Source organism: Nocardia crassostreae (genome assembly GCF_001613405.1).
GTDB classification, from domain to species: Bacteria; Actinomycetota; Actinomycetes; order Mycobacteriales; family Mycobacteriaceae; genus Nocardia; species Nocardia crassostreae.
In genome coordinates this window covers 134,468-151,141 of the sequence record NZ_BDCH01000003.1, presented here as the reverse complement: position 1 = coordinate 151,141, position 16,674 = coordinate 134,468, and the positions used below count along the sequence as shown (strand labels likewise).

The following is a 16,674-nucleotide window of genomic DNA, read 5'->3' as shown; positions in this document are numbered from 1 at the left end:
ATGACCGGACCCGAACACAATTCGGCCGACGCCGAGCGCGCGGAAGCCGCCGTGCCCGCCGGTGAGGTGCTGGTGACCGGCGAACCCGCGCGCAAACTCCGCTCCGGGCTGGCCGGTTCCGTGGACTGGGCCATTGCCGCGCGCACCGGCGCCGCCCTGGTGCCCGCCGGGCCGCGCACCACCAGGCAGGCCGCCGAACAGGCCGTGGTGGAACTGGCGGCCGCCTCGGTGCGCGCCGAGGGACCGGTGCGGGAGGTGAGCGGGCTGATCGACGGCTCCGTCGTGCCCGACGCCCGCATCGTGGATCGGCCCGGCTGGATTCAGGCCGCCGCGGACTCCATGGCGCAGCTCACCGGCACCGGCGTCGATCCCGGCGAGAAGGGCAAGTTCGTCGGCAAGCCCGCCGGTGTGCAGGTCGGCGCCATGCTGGCCTTCCTGTCCACCGCCATCCTCGGGCAGTACGACCCGTTCAGCATGCCCGACGGCACGCTGCTGCTGGTCGCGCCCAACATCATGGCGGTGGAACGCGCACTGGGCGTGGCGCCCAGCGATTTCCGGCTCTGGGTGTGCCTGCACGAGGTGACCCACCGGGTGCAGTTCTCCTCCGCGCCCTGGCTGGCCGACTATATGCGCGACAATGTCGAGCTGCTCGGCGAGGCCGGGGACGAACCCATGGCCGATATGCTCAACCGCCTGCTGGAGGCCGTGCGCGAGCGCCGTCGCGGGGTGGAGGATCCGGCGGGCGGGGTCATCGGGCTGCTGCGCGCCACCCAGGCCGAACCGCAGCGGCAGGCCCTGGACAATCTGCTCATGCTCGGCACCCTGCTGGAGGGTCACGCCGATCATGTGATGGATGCCGTCGGCCCGGCCGTGGTGCCCACGGTCGCGCGCATTCGCTCGGCCTTCGATCAGCGGCGCAGGCGGCCCGGCAATCCGCTGCAACGGCTCCTACGCGCGCTGCTGGGCATGGACGCCAAGGTCCAGCAGTACGTGCGCGGCAAGGCCTTCGTGGACGAGGTGGTGAACACCGTCGGCATGGAACGCTTCAACGCGGTGTGGACCAATCCCGAAACCCTGCCCCGCACAGACGAGATCAGCGATCCGCAGCGCTGGGTGACCCGCGTCCTGGGCTGAGCCCTATCCGGCGGCCAGGGGCGGCGTGCAACGATCGGGGACGTGAACGATCGGCCCCGGTTGCCCGAGACGCGCGCCGCCCTGGAGATGCGCCATGCGGTGCGCGAATGGCTGGCCGCCCACGCGCCCGGTGACGAGGTCGCGGTGGCGCTGTCCGGCGGCGCGGATTCACTGGCCCTGACGGCGGCCGCGGTGGTCGAGGCCGGGGCGGTGGACGCGCTGGTGGTGGATCACGGGCTGCAGGCGGGCTCGGCCGCGGTGGCGGCGGAGGCGGCCGCGGCCGCGATTCGATTGGGCTGCCGGTCGGCCCGGGTGCTGCCGGTCGAGGTGAGCCGGGACGGCGGGCTGGAGGCCGCGGCGCGGCGGGCCCGGTACGCGGCCCTGGACGCGGCCCGCGACGGCCTGCCCGTGCTGCTCGGCCACACCCTCGACGATCAGGCCGAGACCGTGCTGCTGGGATTGGCGCGCGGGTCCGGTGGGCGCTCGATTCAGGGGATGCCCGAATACGCCGCGCCGTGGGGTCGCCCGCTGCTGGGCGTGCGGCGCCCGGTCACGCGGGCGCTGTGCGCGGATCTCGGCCTGACGCCGCACGAGGATCCGCACAACAGCGCGCCGGAGTTCACCCGGGTGCGGCTGCGCACCGAGGCGCTGCCCCTGCTGGAGGAAGTCCTCGGCGGTGGCGTCGCCGCTGCTCTGGCGCGTACGGCGACCCATCTGCAAGAGGACGGCGCGGTGCTGGACACGCTCGCCGCGGAGTTGCTGGCGGCGGCGCTGGACGGCGAAACCCTGTCCCTCGAGACGCTCACCACTGCCCCGCCCGCACTGCGCCGCCGCGTCGTTCGCGCCTGGTTGCTGGAACATGGCGCAAAATCATTGACGGACAGCAATTTACGCGCCGTCGACGCGCTGATCACGAATTGGCGGGGTCAGGGCGGGGTGGCCGTCGGTGGTTTGCCCGATGGGACCAGGTTGGTTGCCACGCGCGAACGTGGCAGGCTCATACTGGGCTCGGACCAGAGCGAATCCGATTCGGATCGACATCATCACTGAAGGGAAACCAGTGGACGTGTACGGGGACGACATCGCGTCGGTGCTGATCAGCGAGGACGACATCGCGGAAAAGATCGACGAGATCGCGGACCTCGTCGCCAAGCGGTATCCCGCTGACGCCCCCGAAGGCGATCTGCTGCTGGTGGGCGTGCTCAAGGGCGCCATCTTCTTCATGACGGACCTGGCCAAGCGGCTGACCATTCCGACGCAGATGGAGTTCATGGCCGTCTCGTCGTACGGCTCCTCCACCTCGTCCTCGGGCGTGGTGCGCATCATGAAGGACCTGGACAAGGACATTGCCGGGCGCAATGTGCTGATCGTCGAGGACATCATCGACTCGGGGCTCACGCTGTCCTGGTTGCTGCGCAATCTGAAGAGCCGCAATCCCGCCTCGCTGGAGGTCGTGACGCTGCTGCGCAAGCCCGATGCGCTGCGCACCCATGTGGACGTCATGCACGTGGGCTTCGACATTCCGAACGAGTTCGTGGTCGGCTACGGGCTGGACTACGCGGAGCGCTACCGCGATCTGCCCTATATCGGCACGCTCGACCCGAAGGTCTACGGCGGCAAGTGACCCGCCCCGCCGCCTCGCGGACCCATTCGGGAGCGGTTTTAAGCCTCATGTGACGAAACTCACCTCACGGTCTCGAGGGCGACGTCGTGAGCGCGGACCGGTTGTTGCTATCCGGCCGCGCGCCGTCGGATGACTTTTTCGCACGCGGCGACGTGGCGTGGGTAACTGCTGGTCACCCGACTGCATGGGTGGCCCGTCGGTGATCTCGGCCGAATGGCCAGGAATTCGCGGGTCCGGTTAACAGCATGTTTCGCGGGCGGATTATGCTGTCTGTAACAAACCTGACGGCTGTTTTCTGATCTGAACGCAAACTTTTGGGTCGGATACGGCTGGAAAATCAAGACCGATTCTGATAGCAAGGGGCTATGGACCCGCATTTGCGCGACCTGCGGTATTTCGTCGCCGTCGCTGAGGAACTGCACTTCACCAACGCCGCCCAGCGGCTGCACATCGCACAACCCACCCTGTCGCGGCAGATTCGTCAGCTGGAACGCCAGCTCGACGTGGTCCTGTTCGACCGTAACCAGCGCAGCGTCGCCCTCACCGTCGCCGGTAAGGAGCTGCTCGAAGGCGCCCGCAAGATCCTGGAGCTGTGGGAGGTGACCAATGTCGCCCTGCAGGAGGCGGGCGAGGTGCTGCGCGTCGGCATCCAGTCCTCCATCGGGCGCGGCCTGATCACCGATCTGGAGAGCGCCAGCGGGCATCGGCTCGCACTGCACTCCGCATCCTGGACCGATCCCTCCAGCGGCCTCGCCGGTCGCCAGGCCGATCTCGCCCTCATGTGGCTGCCGGTGCCCGACACCAGCCGCTACCGCTGGCAGGTGCTGCGCACCGAGCCGCGCTGGGTGCTGCTGCCGGAGAACCACGCGCTCGCCGGGCAGGAGACCATCGACTTCGCCGATCTCACCGATGAGCCGTTCATCGCCATGCCCGCCGAAGCCGGTGCGGCGCGCGACTTCTGGATCGGGGCGGACGCCCGCGGCGGGCGGCAGGCGCGAATCGGCGCGGAGGCGGCCACGGCCGAGGAGCGGCTCGAAGCCGTCAGCCTCGGGCTGGGCGTATGCCTGCTGGCCGAGAACAATGTGCCGATGTACCGCTGGCCCGGACTGACCGCGCGACCGGTCTCCGGCCTGCCGCCGTGCGAGCTCGCGGTGGCGTGGCGGGCCGATGACGATCGGCCGACCATCGTCGAGTTCGCGGCGCGCGTCCTGGAAGGCGGCTTCGCTGTAGCCGCCTCCCCGGAACTTTTGCGCCCGGCTTAGGAGCCGCGCCGGGTCCCATTCGCGTGCCTGCGGTCAGGCGCGAACCCGATTTCGGGGGTACCCGGTGAGTTACCCCGACCGGAACGACATCAGTTGTCACCTCGGGCAACGGGCGGCGGCGGGTCGGAGGCGGCGTCGCTCACCTTTCGGCATGAGACTGGGCCGTCACGTCAGTGACGGCCCAGTCTTTGTGCGTCAGGCCGAGGTTCGTTTCCAGGGTTGCGCTGTCTCCATCTGGGCGGCCAGGTGCAGGAGGGTGGATTCGCTGCCGGGGGGACCGGCGAGTTGGGCGGCTACCGGCATGCCGGTGCGGGGGTGGGTGCCCATGGGGACCGAGATGGCGGGCCAGCCGACCAGGTTCCAGAGGGGGGTGAAGGGGGAGAAGCGCACGTTCGCAAGGACATTGGCGAGCCAGGGGCGGGTGTGCCAGTTGCGGGCGCGGGGTGGGGCGGTGGCCAGGGTGGGGGTGATGACCACGTCGTAGCGCTCGAAGTAGTCGAGCAGGCGGGCCTCGATGCGGTCGACCTGGCCGGAGCGAACCAGACCGGTTTTCAGGACCAGCCTGCCGAGGGCGGCGTGGGTGCGGGTGCGGGGTTGCAGGCGTTCCGGGTAGGGGACCGTCGCGGCCTCGCGGGCGGCATTGGCCACCCAGCGCAGGGCGAGGGCGAAAGTCGCGCCCTGATAAGGGAGTTCGGCCACGGCCACGGCGTGACCCGCGCCCGCGGCCAGGGAGGCGGCCTTGCGGGCGGCGGCGGTCCAGGCGCGGTCGACGTGGGTGAAGGGGACCGGTGCGGCGGTGGCCAAGCCGATGCGCAGGGTGGGCGGGGTTTCGAGTTCGGCCAGGGCGGGCCGGTCGGCCATGACGGACAGCACCAGGGCGGCGTCGGCGACAGTCGTTGCCAGCACGCCGTTTTCGGTCATACCGCCCCAGGAGTCGATGCCCACCTCGGCGGGAACCAGGCCCCGGCCGGGCTTGATGCCGACCACGCCGCAGCAGGCGGCCGGAATGCGGACCGAGCCCAGGCCGTCGTTGCCGTGCGCCACGGGGACCAGCCCCGCGCCGACGGCGGCGCCGGACCCGCCGGAGGAGCCGCCGGAGCCGAAGCGGGGATTCCAGGGGCTGCGGGTAATGCGCTCCGGGGAATCGGTGGCGCCCCACAGGCCGAATTCGGGGGTGGTGGAGAGGCCGACGACGATCGCGCCGGCCGAGCGTAGTCGGCGCACCACCGGATGGTCGGTCTCGGCGGGGGAGTTCGGGCCCGCCAGCGAGCCGCCGCGGGTGACCTCGCCGGTCACGTCGATATTGTTCTTCACCGCGATGGGCACGCCCGCCAGCGGCAGCAGGTCCAGATCGGCGCGCTCGGCCAGCGCGCGCGCCTCGGCGCGGGCGGCGTCGACGCGAAGCAGGCTGAAGGCGTTGACTTTCCGGTCCCGCGACCGGATCCGCTCGATGGCGGCCTCCACCAGGTCGCCGGGCGTGCGCAGGCCCTCGCGCACGGCCGCGGCGATACCGGCCGCGGTGCTGTCGTCCACCCGGGGGCCGGATTCGGCCGGTTGCCCGGGGCTCGTCGTCTCGGGTGCGGTCCCGCTCGTCGTCTCGGTGGACTCGCCCGCCGTGTCCTCTGTGCTCACCACTACCTCGTTCACCGCCGCGGTGCCGTCCGCCAGTGCGGTGCCCTCGTCGTACATACTGGTGTTCCCCCGTCGCCTCGTGTCGAAATCGGGTGATCCGCTGTTGAGCCGCAAGTTATCATTCCCCCGATTGCTCGGGCATGATGGTGTCGGGTGTGGCGGATTTTATCCGCGACATCCATCGACAGTGCGGATTCGACGGTATCCGTGCCGAGCCACGATGGGTGCGGACATGGCTTCTGGTGCCGACCACCGCTCCGGCCGATATTCGGCGGGAACGGAATTCAATGTGGTCGCCGCGTTCACGGCGGCCTGGGACACCGGCTCCGCGCCGCCGCTGATCGCCGATTTCCTGCCCGATGCCGCCGCCCTGCGCCGGGGTGCGCTGCTGGAGCTCATTCGCGTCGATATGCGGCACCGCTGGCTGCGGCGCTCCGGGGTGCCTCCCGACCGGACGCGGCCGCCCAAACGTCTGACTGAATACTGTTCCGAATTCCCCGAACTCGGTGTCGGCGATCTGCCCGCCGGGCTGGTCTACGAGGAGTTCGTCATCCGCAGGCACAGCGGGGAGCGGGTGGATCCGCGGGGTTATGTCCGCGAATTCCCGCATCAGGCCGCCGAGCTGCGGGAACTGCTCAATGCCGATGACGAGGATCAGAGCACCCGGCGGTCGACTCCGGAGGAGACCACGCGGCCCGGATTCGAGGAGTCCACGCGTGCGCAGCCGCCGCTGGACGAGTCCACGCAGATGGCCTTCGCGCCCGAGGATCTGACCCAATCGGCTTTCACACTCGATGATTCCACCCGCACCGGCGCACCGCCCGAGGAGTCCACCCGGGCCGGGACCGATCTCGACAGCACCCTCGTCCCCGAGCCCGGCGAACTCACCCAGGCCGATCCGAGCTCCCGCAACGGCGCCGCCCTGGAGGCGGCCCGCGCCACCAGCGGGATCAGCGCCCCGGAAACCACCGAACTCCTCGATCGCATCGAAATCGGCCAGCGCATCGATGATTTCGATCTGCTCACCAGCCTGGGCAGCGGCGCCTTCGCACGCGTGTTCCTGGCCCGGCAGCGCTCGCTGCAACGCCTGGTGGCCGTGAAGATCTCCGCCGACCACGGCACCGAACCGCAGACCCTGGCCCAGCTGGACCACGACTACATCGTGCGGGTCTTCGATCAGCGGCTCATGTCGGGCGTGCGCACCGAGACCGGGCGGCGGCTGCGCCTGCTCTACATGCAGTTCCTCCCCGGCGGCACGCTGCTGGGCGTGCTGCGCTGGGTGCGCGCCACCCCGTCCGCCGAACGCAGCGGGCAGCTGCTGCTGGACGCCGTGGACGCGGCCATGGAGGAGAAGGGCGAGATCCGGCCCACCGACTCCAGTGTGCGCGCCGAGCTGGCCGGACTGAGCTGGCCGGAAATCGTTGCGTGGCTGGGGCGTCGGCTGGCCGAGGCGCTGGACTACGCGGACGGCCACGGGGTGCTGCACCGCGATGTGAAACCGGCCAATGTGCTGCTCACCGCGGAGGCCGTGCCGAAGCTGGCGGATTTCAATATCAGCTTCAGCCGCAATCTGGACGGCGCCAGCCCCGTCTCCTACTTCGGCGGCTCGCTGTCGTACATGTCGCCGGAACAGCTGGAGGCCTGCCATCCGGGCAGCGACACCACCGCCGCCGATCTCGACACCCGCGCCGACATCTTCTCCCTCGGCGTGGTGCTGTGGGAATTGCTGACCGGCGCAAAGCCGTTCGACGACACCACGGCCGGTCCGGGCGGGCACGGCGACCGCACCACGCTGGAGGCCATGCTGCACCGCCGCCGCAGCGGCGTGGACGCCGCCGCCCTGGAGCGGGTGCCCGCCGACTGCCCGGCCGCGCTGCGCCGGGTCCTGCTCACCTGCCTGGCCCCCGATCGGGACGAGCGCTGGCGCAGCGGCTCCGTACTGGCCAAGCAGTTCGAGCTGTGCCTGGACGAGCGGGCCCGCGATCTGGTCGACCCGCCGCCGCACAGCCCCCGAATGCGATTGCGGCGGTGGATGATTCCACTGGTCACGCTGTTCGTCGCGGTGCCGAACGTGATCGCCTCCATCTACAACATCGTGCACAACGACACCTTGATCGTGAGCCGCCTCTCCGAGGCGGCCATGCGGACCTTCACCCTCACCACGGCCACCGTGAACGGGCTGTTCTATCCGATCGGACTGGCGGTGATCATCTACCTGTGCCGGTACGTGATCACGGTGCCGCGCGGCCTGCGCAAGGGCCGCGAATACGATCCGCGAACCCTGGCCCGCGCCCGCGCCGATGTGCTGCTGTGCGGGGAACGCATTTCGTTCGTGGTGATCTCGGCATGGGTGCTGGCGGGCATTACCTTTCCGCTCTCGCTGCACCTGGCCACCGGCGATATCGCACCGCGCGGCATGGTGCACTTCCTGGTCTCGCTGTGGGTGTGCGGCGCCATCGCCACCGCGTATCCGTTCTTCCTGGTCACCTTCTATCTGGTGCGCTGCATCTATCCGATGTTCCTGCGGCACGGCGATATCAGCGCCGAGGACGCCGCCTGGCTACACCGGTTGGGCAATCGCTGCAACGGCTATCTGGCCATCGTGGCCTCGGTGCCGCTGCTCGCGGTGGCGGGCGTGACCTTCCTGCCGCCCGACGACATACCGCTGGTGATCGTCGCGGTGCGGGTGCTCAGCGTCGGCGGCATCGTGGCCTTCGTGGCGGTCTACATCATGTTCCGGGCGCTCGAGGCGGATCTGGCGGCGCTGGAGCGCGTGGTCGCGCCCGGACAGACCGGTGAACGGCCGGGTACCCGGCCGTGAGCGGCAACCCGGTGCACGCGGTCGCCCGTTTCGCCGCCGATTGGGAGTCCACGCTGCGCGGCGATCGCCTCGATCCGCCGCTCCTGGATCGCTATGTGCCGGACGGGGTGGACGCCCGCCTGGCCGTGCTCACCGATCTGGTGCGCGTGGATATGCGCCAGCGCTGGCGGCGCGCCGGGATGGAGAAGCGGATCACCGAGTACCGCACCGAATTTCCCGAGGTCGCGGCCAGCCCGGACTTCGTGGATCTGGTGTGCGAGGAGTACCTGGTGCGCAGCCGCTACCGGGCCATCGACGTGGACACCTTCGCGGTCGAGTATCCGGAGGTGGCGGGGGAGATCCGCGCCCGCTTCGCGGAGTCCGGCGGCGCGCGCCCGGCCCCGCCGCCGAGCCTGCCCGAAGGCATCGGAATCGGCCGCCGCCTCGACGATTTCGATCTGCTCACCGATCTCGGCGGGAGCGCGCACCGCCGCATGTTCCTGGCCCGGCAGCGTTCCATGCAGCGTTTGGTCGCGGTGCGCGTGGAGGCCGGGGCGGACAGCGACACCCCGACCGTCGCACAGCTGGACCATCAGTACATCGTCCGGGTCTTCGACCAGCGCCTGATCGCCGACGGCACGACCGGAAAACCCTTGCGGCTGCTGTACATGCAGTACCTGCCGGGCGGCACCGTCGCGGATGTGCTCGCGCAGCGGCGCGCGCAACCCGGTCCGGCCTCCGTCGCCGCGCTCGGCGGCGATCTGCTGCTGCGCGCGGTGGACGCGGCCATCGCGGCCCGCGGTGAGATCCGGCCCGCGGATTCCCGGATACGCGCCGAAATCGCGGAACTGAGCTGGCCGGAAACCGTGGCGTGGGTGGGGCGGCGGCTGGCCGAGGCGCTCGACCATGCCGAGCGGCACGGCGTACTGCATCACGATATCCGGCCGGGGAACGTGGTTTTCACGGCCGAGGGCGTACCGAAACTGGCGGATTTCGCACTGGGGCCGCTGTATTGGGCGGGTGCACCGCCGCCCGCGGCGGCCGCGGATACGGCGGCGCTGCGCTATCGCTCGCCCGAGGCGCTGGCGGTGCTGCTCGATCCCACCGCGCCGCTGCCCGGCGCGCGCGGCGATATCTACTCCCTCGGTGTGCTGCTGTGGGAAATGCTCACCGGCGCTGTGCCGTTCGAGGACGCCGCGCCCGGCGGCGGGGCGGTGGCCGACCTGCTGACCCGGCGCCGCGCCGGGGTGCCCGCCGCCGCGCTGGCCGCCCTGCCCCCCGAGACCCCGGCCGCCCTGCGCCGGGTGCTGCTGGAATGCCTGCATCCGGATCCGGAACGGCGCTGGCAGCACGGCGCGGAACTGGCCGGGCAGCTGGAGCTGTGCCTGGACCCGCGCGCCCGCGATCTGGTCGATCCGCCGCGCACCAGCCTGCGCGCCCGGATGCGCGGCTGGCCGGTGCCCATCGCGGTGCTGTGCGTCGGACTGCCCAATGCGCTGGCCAGCGTGTACAACATCCGGCTGAACCAGAGCCTCATCGTGAACCGGCTCGCGGTGGCCGATCAGGAGCGGTTCGAGACCGTCGCGCTGGTGAACAATGCCATTGCCTTTCCGCTGGCGGCGCTGCTGCTGCTCTGGTTGGCGCGGCGGCCGCTCACCGTCTCCTATCGGCTGGCCCACGGCCGCCACTACACCCCCGCCGAGCTCGCCCGCGCACGCGCCGACACGCTGTTGATGGGGGAACGGGCGGTGTGGATTCCCTTCGCCATGTGGCTGCTCGCGGGGATGGCGTGGCCGGTGGCGCTGTCGCGGTCCGGAGCGGCCTTGCCGCCCAATGCTTTCGCGTATTTCTTCACCGCCCAGGTGGTGTGCGCGGCCATTGCGCTGGCCTATCCGTTCTTCCTGGTCTCGGTGTACGCGGTGCGCTCGTTGTATCCGCAGTTGCTGGCGCGCGGCGCGGTCGGGCCCGATGATCGGCGGCAACTGCTGGCCCTGGCGCGCCGCAGCAATTTCTATCTGGCGGCCTCGGCCTCGGTGCCGCTGCTGGGGGTGGCCACCGCGACCTTCGTCGCCCCGGACGACCTCGAGTTGGTGATCGGCACGGTGCGCTGGCTGAGCGTGGGCGGTCTGATCGCCTTCGTTCTCACCTACCGGCTGTTCCGGCTGCTGGAGGACGATCTGCGCGCGCTGGCGCGGGCCATTCCACAGAGCACGCCGATCTGAGGCGGATCAGGCGGGCGGGGTGAACCGCGCCGTATCGGCGAGCACGGTATCGATCGGGGTGGCGGACAGGCCGAAAGTGCTTGCGGTGAGCGTGGAATCGAGGACGGCGGGGTGCTCGAGGGAGTAGTACATCTCGATGACCTCGGCCGCGATGGAATCACCGGCACCCGCCCAGGCCAGCTCCACCGGTGACATGGCCGCGAGCCGCGGTGCGGGGGCATCGGCCACCTTGGCCAGGCGGTCGGTGAGATCCCGCAGGGACATGTGCGTCGACGGCACATGCCAGGCCCGGCCCCGGGAGCGGTCGTCGCGGGCCACGGTGGCCAGGGTCAGCGCCACATCGTCGAGGAACGACCAGCTCTTGATCACCTCCGGATCGCCGGGGTAGGCCGCCGGTTCCCCGGCGACGATCTTCGGCGTCACCAGCAGGTTGTAGAGCGAGAAGGCGTCGCGGCCGAGGAAATCCGCGGCCCGGACCTCGGTGACGCGGGCCCGGCCCGCCTCGTGGGCGGCCAGCGCGTCCAGCCACATGCGCGCCCGCACAGCCCCTTTCATGGCGCGCGGGGTCATGGGCAGATCCTCGGTCATGGGCCCGTCCACCAAGCCGTAGCCGTAGACATTGGACAGCGATACGTAATTCGCGCCGGTGCGCTCCGCGGCGGCGAGCAGGCTCGCGGCCAGGGGGAGGAACTCGGTGCGCCAGCGGTCGTAGGGCGGTGCGCCGCAATTGATCAGAGTCTGTGCGCCCGCGGTCAGTTCGGTGAGCCGGTCGGGGTCGGCGTCGGCGGCGGCGACCCGTTCGATGCGCGGATGCCGCGGACCCAGGCCGCGACGGCTGATCAGCCGGACCCGGTCGCCCGCCGCGGCCAGGAGTAGTGCGGTGCGCCCGCCGGTACTGCCCGCACCCGTGATGACGTGCAGAGACATCGAAATCCTCCTCGGTTCGGAGCGTCTCGGTGACGGTCCGGAAACCACTGTGCCCCTGGGGATCGCGCTACAGTAGTGGCCGGAATGCCAGATATCCAAAGGTTCGGGCCATGCATAGAATCGTCGTCCTCGCGGTACCGCCGGTCACCACCTTCGATCTCGCGATACCGGAATTGGTGTTCCCCGCGGCGCGGGTGGACGGGCAGCCGGTCTACGAGGTCGTGGTGTGCACGCCCGATCCCGGGATCGTCCCCGGCTACAACGGGCGTTCGGTCGTCGTGGACCTGGGCCTGGACGAGGTGGCCACGGCCGACACCGTCATGGTGACCGGCACCGGCGCGCGCGTGGAGGGCGATCCGCGGGTGCTGGGGGAGCTGCGCGCGGCCGCCGCCGCGGGCAAGCGCATCGCCTCCATCTGCACGGGCGCCTTCGTGCTGGCGCAGGCCGGACTGCTCGACGGGCGGCCCGCGACCACGTATTGGCTGTTCTCCGCGGAAATGCGGCAGCGCTTCCCCCGGGTGGATCTGCAACCGGATGTGCTGTTCGTCGACGACGGGCAGGTGCTCACCGCGGCCGGGCTGGCCGCGGGCCTGGACCTGTGCGTGCACCTGGTGCGTCGCGATCACGGTGCGGCCGTGGCGAATGCGGTCGCCCGGCTGGCGGTGGTCGCGCCCATCCGGCCGGGCGGGCAGGCGCAGTTCATCGAGACGCCGCTGCCGCCGGAGACCGGGACGTCGCTGGCGGGTACGCGCGCCTGGGCCGCCGCGCGCCTCGACCAGCCGCTCACGCTGCGGGAGCTGGCCGCGCACGCGCATGTCAGCACGCGCACCCTCACTCGCCGCTTCCGCGACGAAACCGGTTCCAGCCCACTGCAATGGCTGCTGCATCAGCGCGTCGACCGGGCCCGGGAACTGCTCGAGACCACAGCCCTGCCCATGGACGAGGTCGCGCGGCGCTCCGGGTTGGGCACCTCGGAATCACTGCGCCAGCATCTGACCCGCCGCGTCGGTTTGACGCCCAGCGCCTACCGCACCGCCTTCGATCGCCGATGACATCGGCCGCGCCCGCACCGAAACAGGCGGTGAATTCCGTAGGGTAGGGCCGTGACCCGCGGCAGCGTCGAAATATCCCTGGCGGAATTGGCGGCGCGCGTCCGGAAACGGGCCGCAGCACATACCGGGCGGTTCATCCTCGGCATTGCCGGACCGCCCGGGGCCGGGAAGTCCACCCTCGCGCGCGGCGTGCGCGACGAGCTGAATCTGGCCGCCGGAACCGGCATTGCCGAAGTCGCGCCGATGGATGGCTTCCATCTCACCAATGCCCAGCTGCGCGCGGCCGGGAATCTCGCCCGCAAGGGCGAACCCGACACCTTCGACGCGAGCGGCTATGTCCGGCTGCTGCGCGCCCTGCGTGACACACCCCCCGGACAGCCCGTGCCCTGGCCCACCTACGACCGCGACATCCACGAACCCGTCCCCGGCGGCGTCGTTTTCGACCACCAGGAGATCGTCGTCACCGAGGGCAACTACCTGCTCGTCGACGACGACAACGCCCCCGGCTGGTCCGCCGTCCGCCCCCTGCTCGACGAGACCTGGTACCTCGACGTCCCCCGCCCGATCATCGAACAGCGCCTGGTCCGCCGCCACATGCGCGGCGGCCGCACCATGGAAGCCGCCAAAACCAAAGTCGCCCAGAGCGATCTCCCCAACGCCAGCCTGGTCGAACGCACCCGCACCACCGCCGACCTGGTCCTGCGCAAATCCGGCCGCCACTACCGCATCTGCTGACGCCCCATCCACTCCCTGGTGCCGACATAGCGGCAGGAAGCGGTGGCGACCTCGGCGGCGTGGCGCAGGGCTGCGGGGAACGCTTCACCTTTCGCGTGGAAGTGGCAGAACGCGCCGTGCAGGATATCGCCTGCGCCGAGGGTATCGACGACTTCGACCGCGGGGGCCGGGATTTCGCCCCGCTCGCCGGGTGCCGAATACCGGATGGACCGGCCGCCGCGCGTGACGGCGACCAGCTGCGGACCGGCCGCGTGCACGAAGTCGAACAGCGCGTCCATATCCCCGGCCGGTACGCCGGGCGGACGGAAATCCGTCGAGCAGATGGCGATATCGGTGAGCGGCAACAGGTCCCGGTGCACGTCGTCGCGCCAGCGCCCGCCGTCCAGCACGACGGGTATCCGACCGGTCGCCCGCCGGGCGGCATCGAGGGCGAGGGCGGGGTAGTGGCCGTCCACGAGGAGGATGCCCGTGTGGTCCGGTAAGTCCACCGCATCGGTGGGAACCGGATCCGATTCCGAACCGTCCATCGACACAATGGTTCTGGAGCCGGTGTCGGCCGTGACCACGATCGAGGACACCGGCGGACGCCGCACCGCGTCCTCGGCCCGATCCCAGATCTCGACGCCGTGCTCGCGCAGATCATCGCGGATGGTCAGCGCGAGCGAATGCTGCCCGAGGGCCGTCACCAGTATGGTGCGGCGGCTGGCCGGGCCCGCCAGGAAGGCGTGGGTGATCGCCGCATTCGCAGCCGGTCCGCCTGCGCCGAGCCACATTCCGGCGGCTCGGGTCTTGGTGTCCTCCTGTGGATATCGGCCTACGGCGTAGGCGAGGTCGAGGGTCGACAGGTCGACGAAGACCGCACCGGTGTCGTTCATGGTGCCGACCATAGGCAATGGCGGGGGTCCGGGGCGCGAACTAGTCGCGCACGCGGTGTTCGTAGGCCTTGCGGGCGTCGCCGTCGACGTCGTCCAGGAAGGCGGTGCCCGAACCGAGGGCGCGGCCGAGGGCGTCGGCGACGGATTCCGGCAACAGGCCGAAGACCTGGGCGATCGCGCCCGCCACCGCGGTGACGCGCACCTTGGACTTCGGTTCCACGATGAGTTTGGCGACGGCGTCCGCGATCTCCTCCGGTTCGGCCGGGCGGAGCAGTTTGGGCGGCGTGACGCCCGATCCCAGTTCGGTCTTCGTCAGCGTGGGCAGCACCGAGGAGAAGTGCAGGCCGGTGCCGCGGTACTCCTCGCGCAGGGTGTCGGTGAAGCCGAGCACCGCGTGCTTGCTGGCGTTGTAGGTGGCCAGGCCCGGAATATGGCTCTCCCCGGCGAGGGAGGCGATATTGATGACGTGGCCCTTACCGCGCGGGAGCATGCGCGCCAGCGCGAGTTTGGAGCCCAGGATCACGCCGTACACATTGATGTCGAGAATGCGGCGGGTGATCTGATCGGGCTCGTCCACCAGGCGGCCCGTCGGCATGATCCCGGCATTGTTGATCAGCACGTCGATGGGGCCCAGGCGCTGCTCCACCTCGTTCAGGAAATCCTCGAACGACTGGTGATCGGTGACGTCCAGGCGGCCGTACACCTCGAATCCCCGTGCGGCGCCGGACTCCTTGACGGTGGCCTCGTCGATATCGCCGAGGGCGACCCGGGCGCCGAGCGCCTGCAGCGCCGTGCCGGTGGCCAGGCCGATACCGCGCGCGCCGCCGGTGATGACGACGACTTTGCCTGCGATCGAACCGAAGTCGGTCATTATTTGGTCCCCTTCACGGTCTCGAACACCGACTGCACCGACAGCCGCCGCAGCCCGCGCGCACCCGCGGCGCGCATGGCCGCCAGCGCGAAGGACAGCTTGTTGGTGTTGTACGGGAACCAGAGCAGTTCCTTGGTCTGGGTGGGCAGCAGGGGTTTGGTGATGGCCTGCTGGCGGCAGTACTTGCGCACGCCGTTCTGGCCGCCCCAGCGGGCGCCCACCCCGGACAGCCCCCAGCCGCCCATGGGCAGCGCGAAACTGAACATATTGCTGAACACGTCGTTGATATTGACCGCGCCCGCATTCATTTGGCGCGCAATGCGTTCGGCGCGATCCTTGTCGCCGCTCCACACCGAGGCGGACAGCCCGTAGATCGAATCATTGGCCAGCCGAACGGCTTCCGCCTCATCGGCCACCTTCATGACCGGCAGGGTGGGCCCGAAGGTCTCCTCGGTCATACAGGTCATGGTGTGGTCCACATCGGCCAGCACGGTCGGCTCGAAGAGGGTGCCGACGCCGGTGCGCTTACCGCCGGTGAGCACTCGCGCGCCCGCTTCGACGGCCTGCTCGACATGCTTCTGCACGATCTGCGCCTGGTTCTCGTTGGCCAGCGCGCCCATATCGAATTCGGGGACCCGGCCGTCCACGCCCTGGCGGACCCCCTTGACGGCGGCGGTGAGCTTGGTCAGGAACTCCTCGTAGACGGGCGCTTCCACGTACACGCGCTCGATGGAGATGCACACCTGCCCGGCATTGAACATGCCGCCGAAGGCGATACCGTGCGCGGCGCGGTCCAGATCGGCGTCGGCCAGTACGATGGCGGGATCCTTACCGCCCAGTTCGAGGGAGAACGGCACCATGCGCTCGGTACAGGCGGCCGCGATCTTGCGGCCGGTGGCGGTGGAACCGGTGAACTGTACGTAGTCGGCATGGGCGACCACGGCCGCGCCGGTCTCGCCCGCGCCGGTGACGACCTCGAAGACCGGCATGGCGAGGGGGAAGTTCCAGGGCGTGACGACCCCGACCACCGGATAGGGCCGGAATACCGTGGTGAGCGTCTTCACCCGGGCCAGCGGGCTGTGCGGTGAAGGATGTTCGTCGGCAAGGAATTTGGCGGCGCGGCGGGCGTAGTAGCCGGTGAGGTCGATGGAGAAGGCCGGATCGATGAGCGAGTCGACACGCGCCTTACCGGTCTCCGATTGCAGCACGTCGGCCAGCCGGTCGGTGTTGTCGACCAGCCAGTCCTGCAGTTTCAGCAGCCATTCCTTGCGGCCGTCGGGGCCGATGGCCTCCCATTCGGCCTGATGCACGCGCAGGTCGCGCACCTTGGCGGCGACGGTCTCGGCGGAATCGATGGGCACCGTGCCCGCGAGCGCGCCGGTCGCGGGATTGCGGATCTCGAGCTCGGTGGGCACGGCCGGTGTCGCGGCGGCCTTCGTGCGGGTGGTCCCGGCGGCCTTGCGGGCCGTGGTTTTGCGGGGGGTGCCCGCGGCGGGTTCGGTATTGGTCACGATGTGCTCTCCCACGTGCGCTTCGTTGC

13 protein-coding genes are annotated in these 16,674 nt (G+C 70.2%); 8 read left to right on the top strand and 5 right to left on the bottom strand.

Annotated elements, in window-relative coordinates:
* The 4 genes from NC4_RS01970 to NC4_RS01955 all read left to right on the top strand — a co-directional run bounded on the left by NC4_RS01970 (position 1) and on the right by NC4_RS01955 (position 4,020).
* Complete coding sequence (locus tag NC4_RS01970) at positions 1-1,134, top strand: zinc-dependent metalloprotease (protein WP_084528355.1); 1,134 nt, start codon at positions 1-3, stop codon at positions 1,132-1,134.
* An 87-nt stretch (positions 1,135-1,221) separates the two neighbouring features.
* Positions 1,222-2,184, top strand: a complete 963-nt coding sequence (gene tilS / locus NC4_RS01965; protein ID WP_067531703.1) for a tRNA lysidine(34) synthetase TilS — start codon at positions 1,222-1,224, stop codon at positions 2,182-2,184.
* Between the two features lie 16 nt (positions 2,185-2,200).
* Positions 2,201-2,758, top strand: coding sequence for a hypoxanthine phosphoribosyltransferase (gene hpt, locus NC4_RS01960; protein ID WP_067531701.1), 558 nt, complete (start codon positions 2,201-2,203; stop codon positions 2,756-2,758).
* Positions 2,759-3,123: 365 nt separating this feature from the next.
* Entirely contained in the window at positions 3,124-4,020 is an 897-nt protein-coding gene (locus NC4_RS01955) for a LysR family transcriptional regulator (protein WP_067531528.1), read from the top strand.
* 195 nt (positions 4,021-4,215) lie between these two features.
* Here the strand turns inward: NC4_RS01955 and NC4_RS01950 are convergent, their stop codons facing one another.
* Complete coding sequence (locus tag NC4_RS01950) at positions 4,216-5,709, bottom strand: amidase (RefSeq protein ID WP_157554149.1); 1,494 nt, start codon at positions 5,707-5,709, stop codon at positions 4,216-4,218.
* Positions 5,710-5,884: 175 nt separating this feature from the next.
* On the opposite strand from NC4_RS01950, the gene NC4_RS01945 reads away from it, so the two are divergent.
* Both NC4_RS01945 and NC4_RS01940 read left to right on the top strand, forming a co-directional pair.
* Complete coding sequence (locus NC4_RS01945) at positions 5,885-8,473, top strand: serine/threonine-protein kinase (RefSeq protein WP_084528363.1); 2,589 nt, start codon at positions 5,885-5,887, stop codon at positions 8,471-8,473.
* Complete coding sequence (locus NC4_RS01940) at positions 8,470-10,674, top strand: protein kinase domain-containing protein (protein ID WP_067531524.1); 2,205 nt, start codon at positions 8,470-8,472, stop codon at positions 10,672-10,674. The genes NC4_RS01945 and NC4_RS01940 overlap by 4 nt, the downstream gene beginning before the upstream one ends.
* A 6-nt stretch (positions 10,675-10,680) precedes the next feature.
* Here the strand turns inward: NC4_RS01940 and NC4_RS01935 are convergent, their stop codons facing one another.
* Positions 10,681-11,601, bottom strand: a complete 921-nt coding sequence (locus NC4_RS01935; protein ID WP_067531522.1) for an NAD-dependent epimerase/dehydratase family protein — start codon at positions 11,599-11,601, stop codon at positions 10,681-10,683.
* A gap of 110 nt (positions 11,602-11,711) precedes the next feature.
* Between NC4_RS01935 and NC4_RS01930 the strand changes: the two genes are divergently transcribed.
* Positions 11,712-12,653 carry a GlxA family transcriptional regulator gene (locus NC4_RS01930; protein ID WP_067531521.1) on the top strand — a complete coding sequence of 314 codons (942 nt, stop codon included), beginning with the start codon at positions 11,712-11,714 and terminating at the stop codon, positions 12,651-12,653.
* A 51-nt stretch (positions 12,654-12,704) separates the two neighbouring features.
* Positions 12,705-13,388 carry a nucleoside/nucleotide kinase family protein gene (locus NC4_RS01925; protein WP_218020882.1) on the top strand — a complete coding sequence of 228 codons (684 nt, stop codon included), beginning with the start codon at positions 12,705-12,707 and terminating at the stop codon, positions 13,386-13,388.
* On the opposite strand, the gene NC4_RS01920 is transcribed toward NC4_RS01925, so the two are convergent.
* From NC4_RS01920 to NC4_RS01910, 3 genes are read right to left on the bottom strand one after another with little or no spacing between them, the layout of a single operon-like run.
* Positions 13,373-14,263, bottom strand: coding sequence for a PfkB family carbohydrate kinase (locus tag NC4_RS01920; RefSeq protein ID WP_067531694.1), 891 nt, complete (start codon positions 14,261-14,263; stop codon positions 13,373-13,375). The genes NC4_RS01925 and NC4_RS01920 overlap by 16 nt on opposite strands.
* Positions 14,264-14,303: 40 nt before the next feature.
* A complete protein-coding gene (locus NC4_RS01915) occupies positions 14,304-15,134 on the bottom strand; it encodes an SDR family oxidoreductase (protein ID WP_067531520.1) in 831 nt (276 codons plus the stop codon).
* Entirely contained in the window at positions 15,134-16,645 is a 1,512-nt protein-coding gene (locus tag NC4_RS01910; RefSeq protein WP_067531692.1) for an aldehyde dehydrogenase family protein, read from the bottom strand. The genes NC4_RS01915 and NC4_RS01910 overlap by 1 nt, the downstream gene beginning before the upstream one ends.
* Positions 16,646-16,674 lie beyond the last annotated feature (29 nt).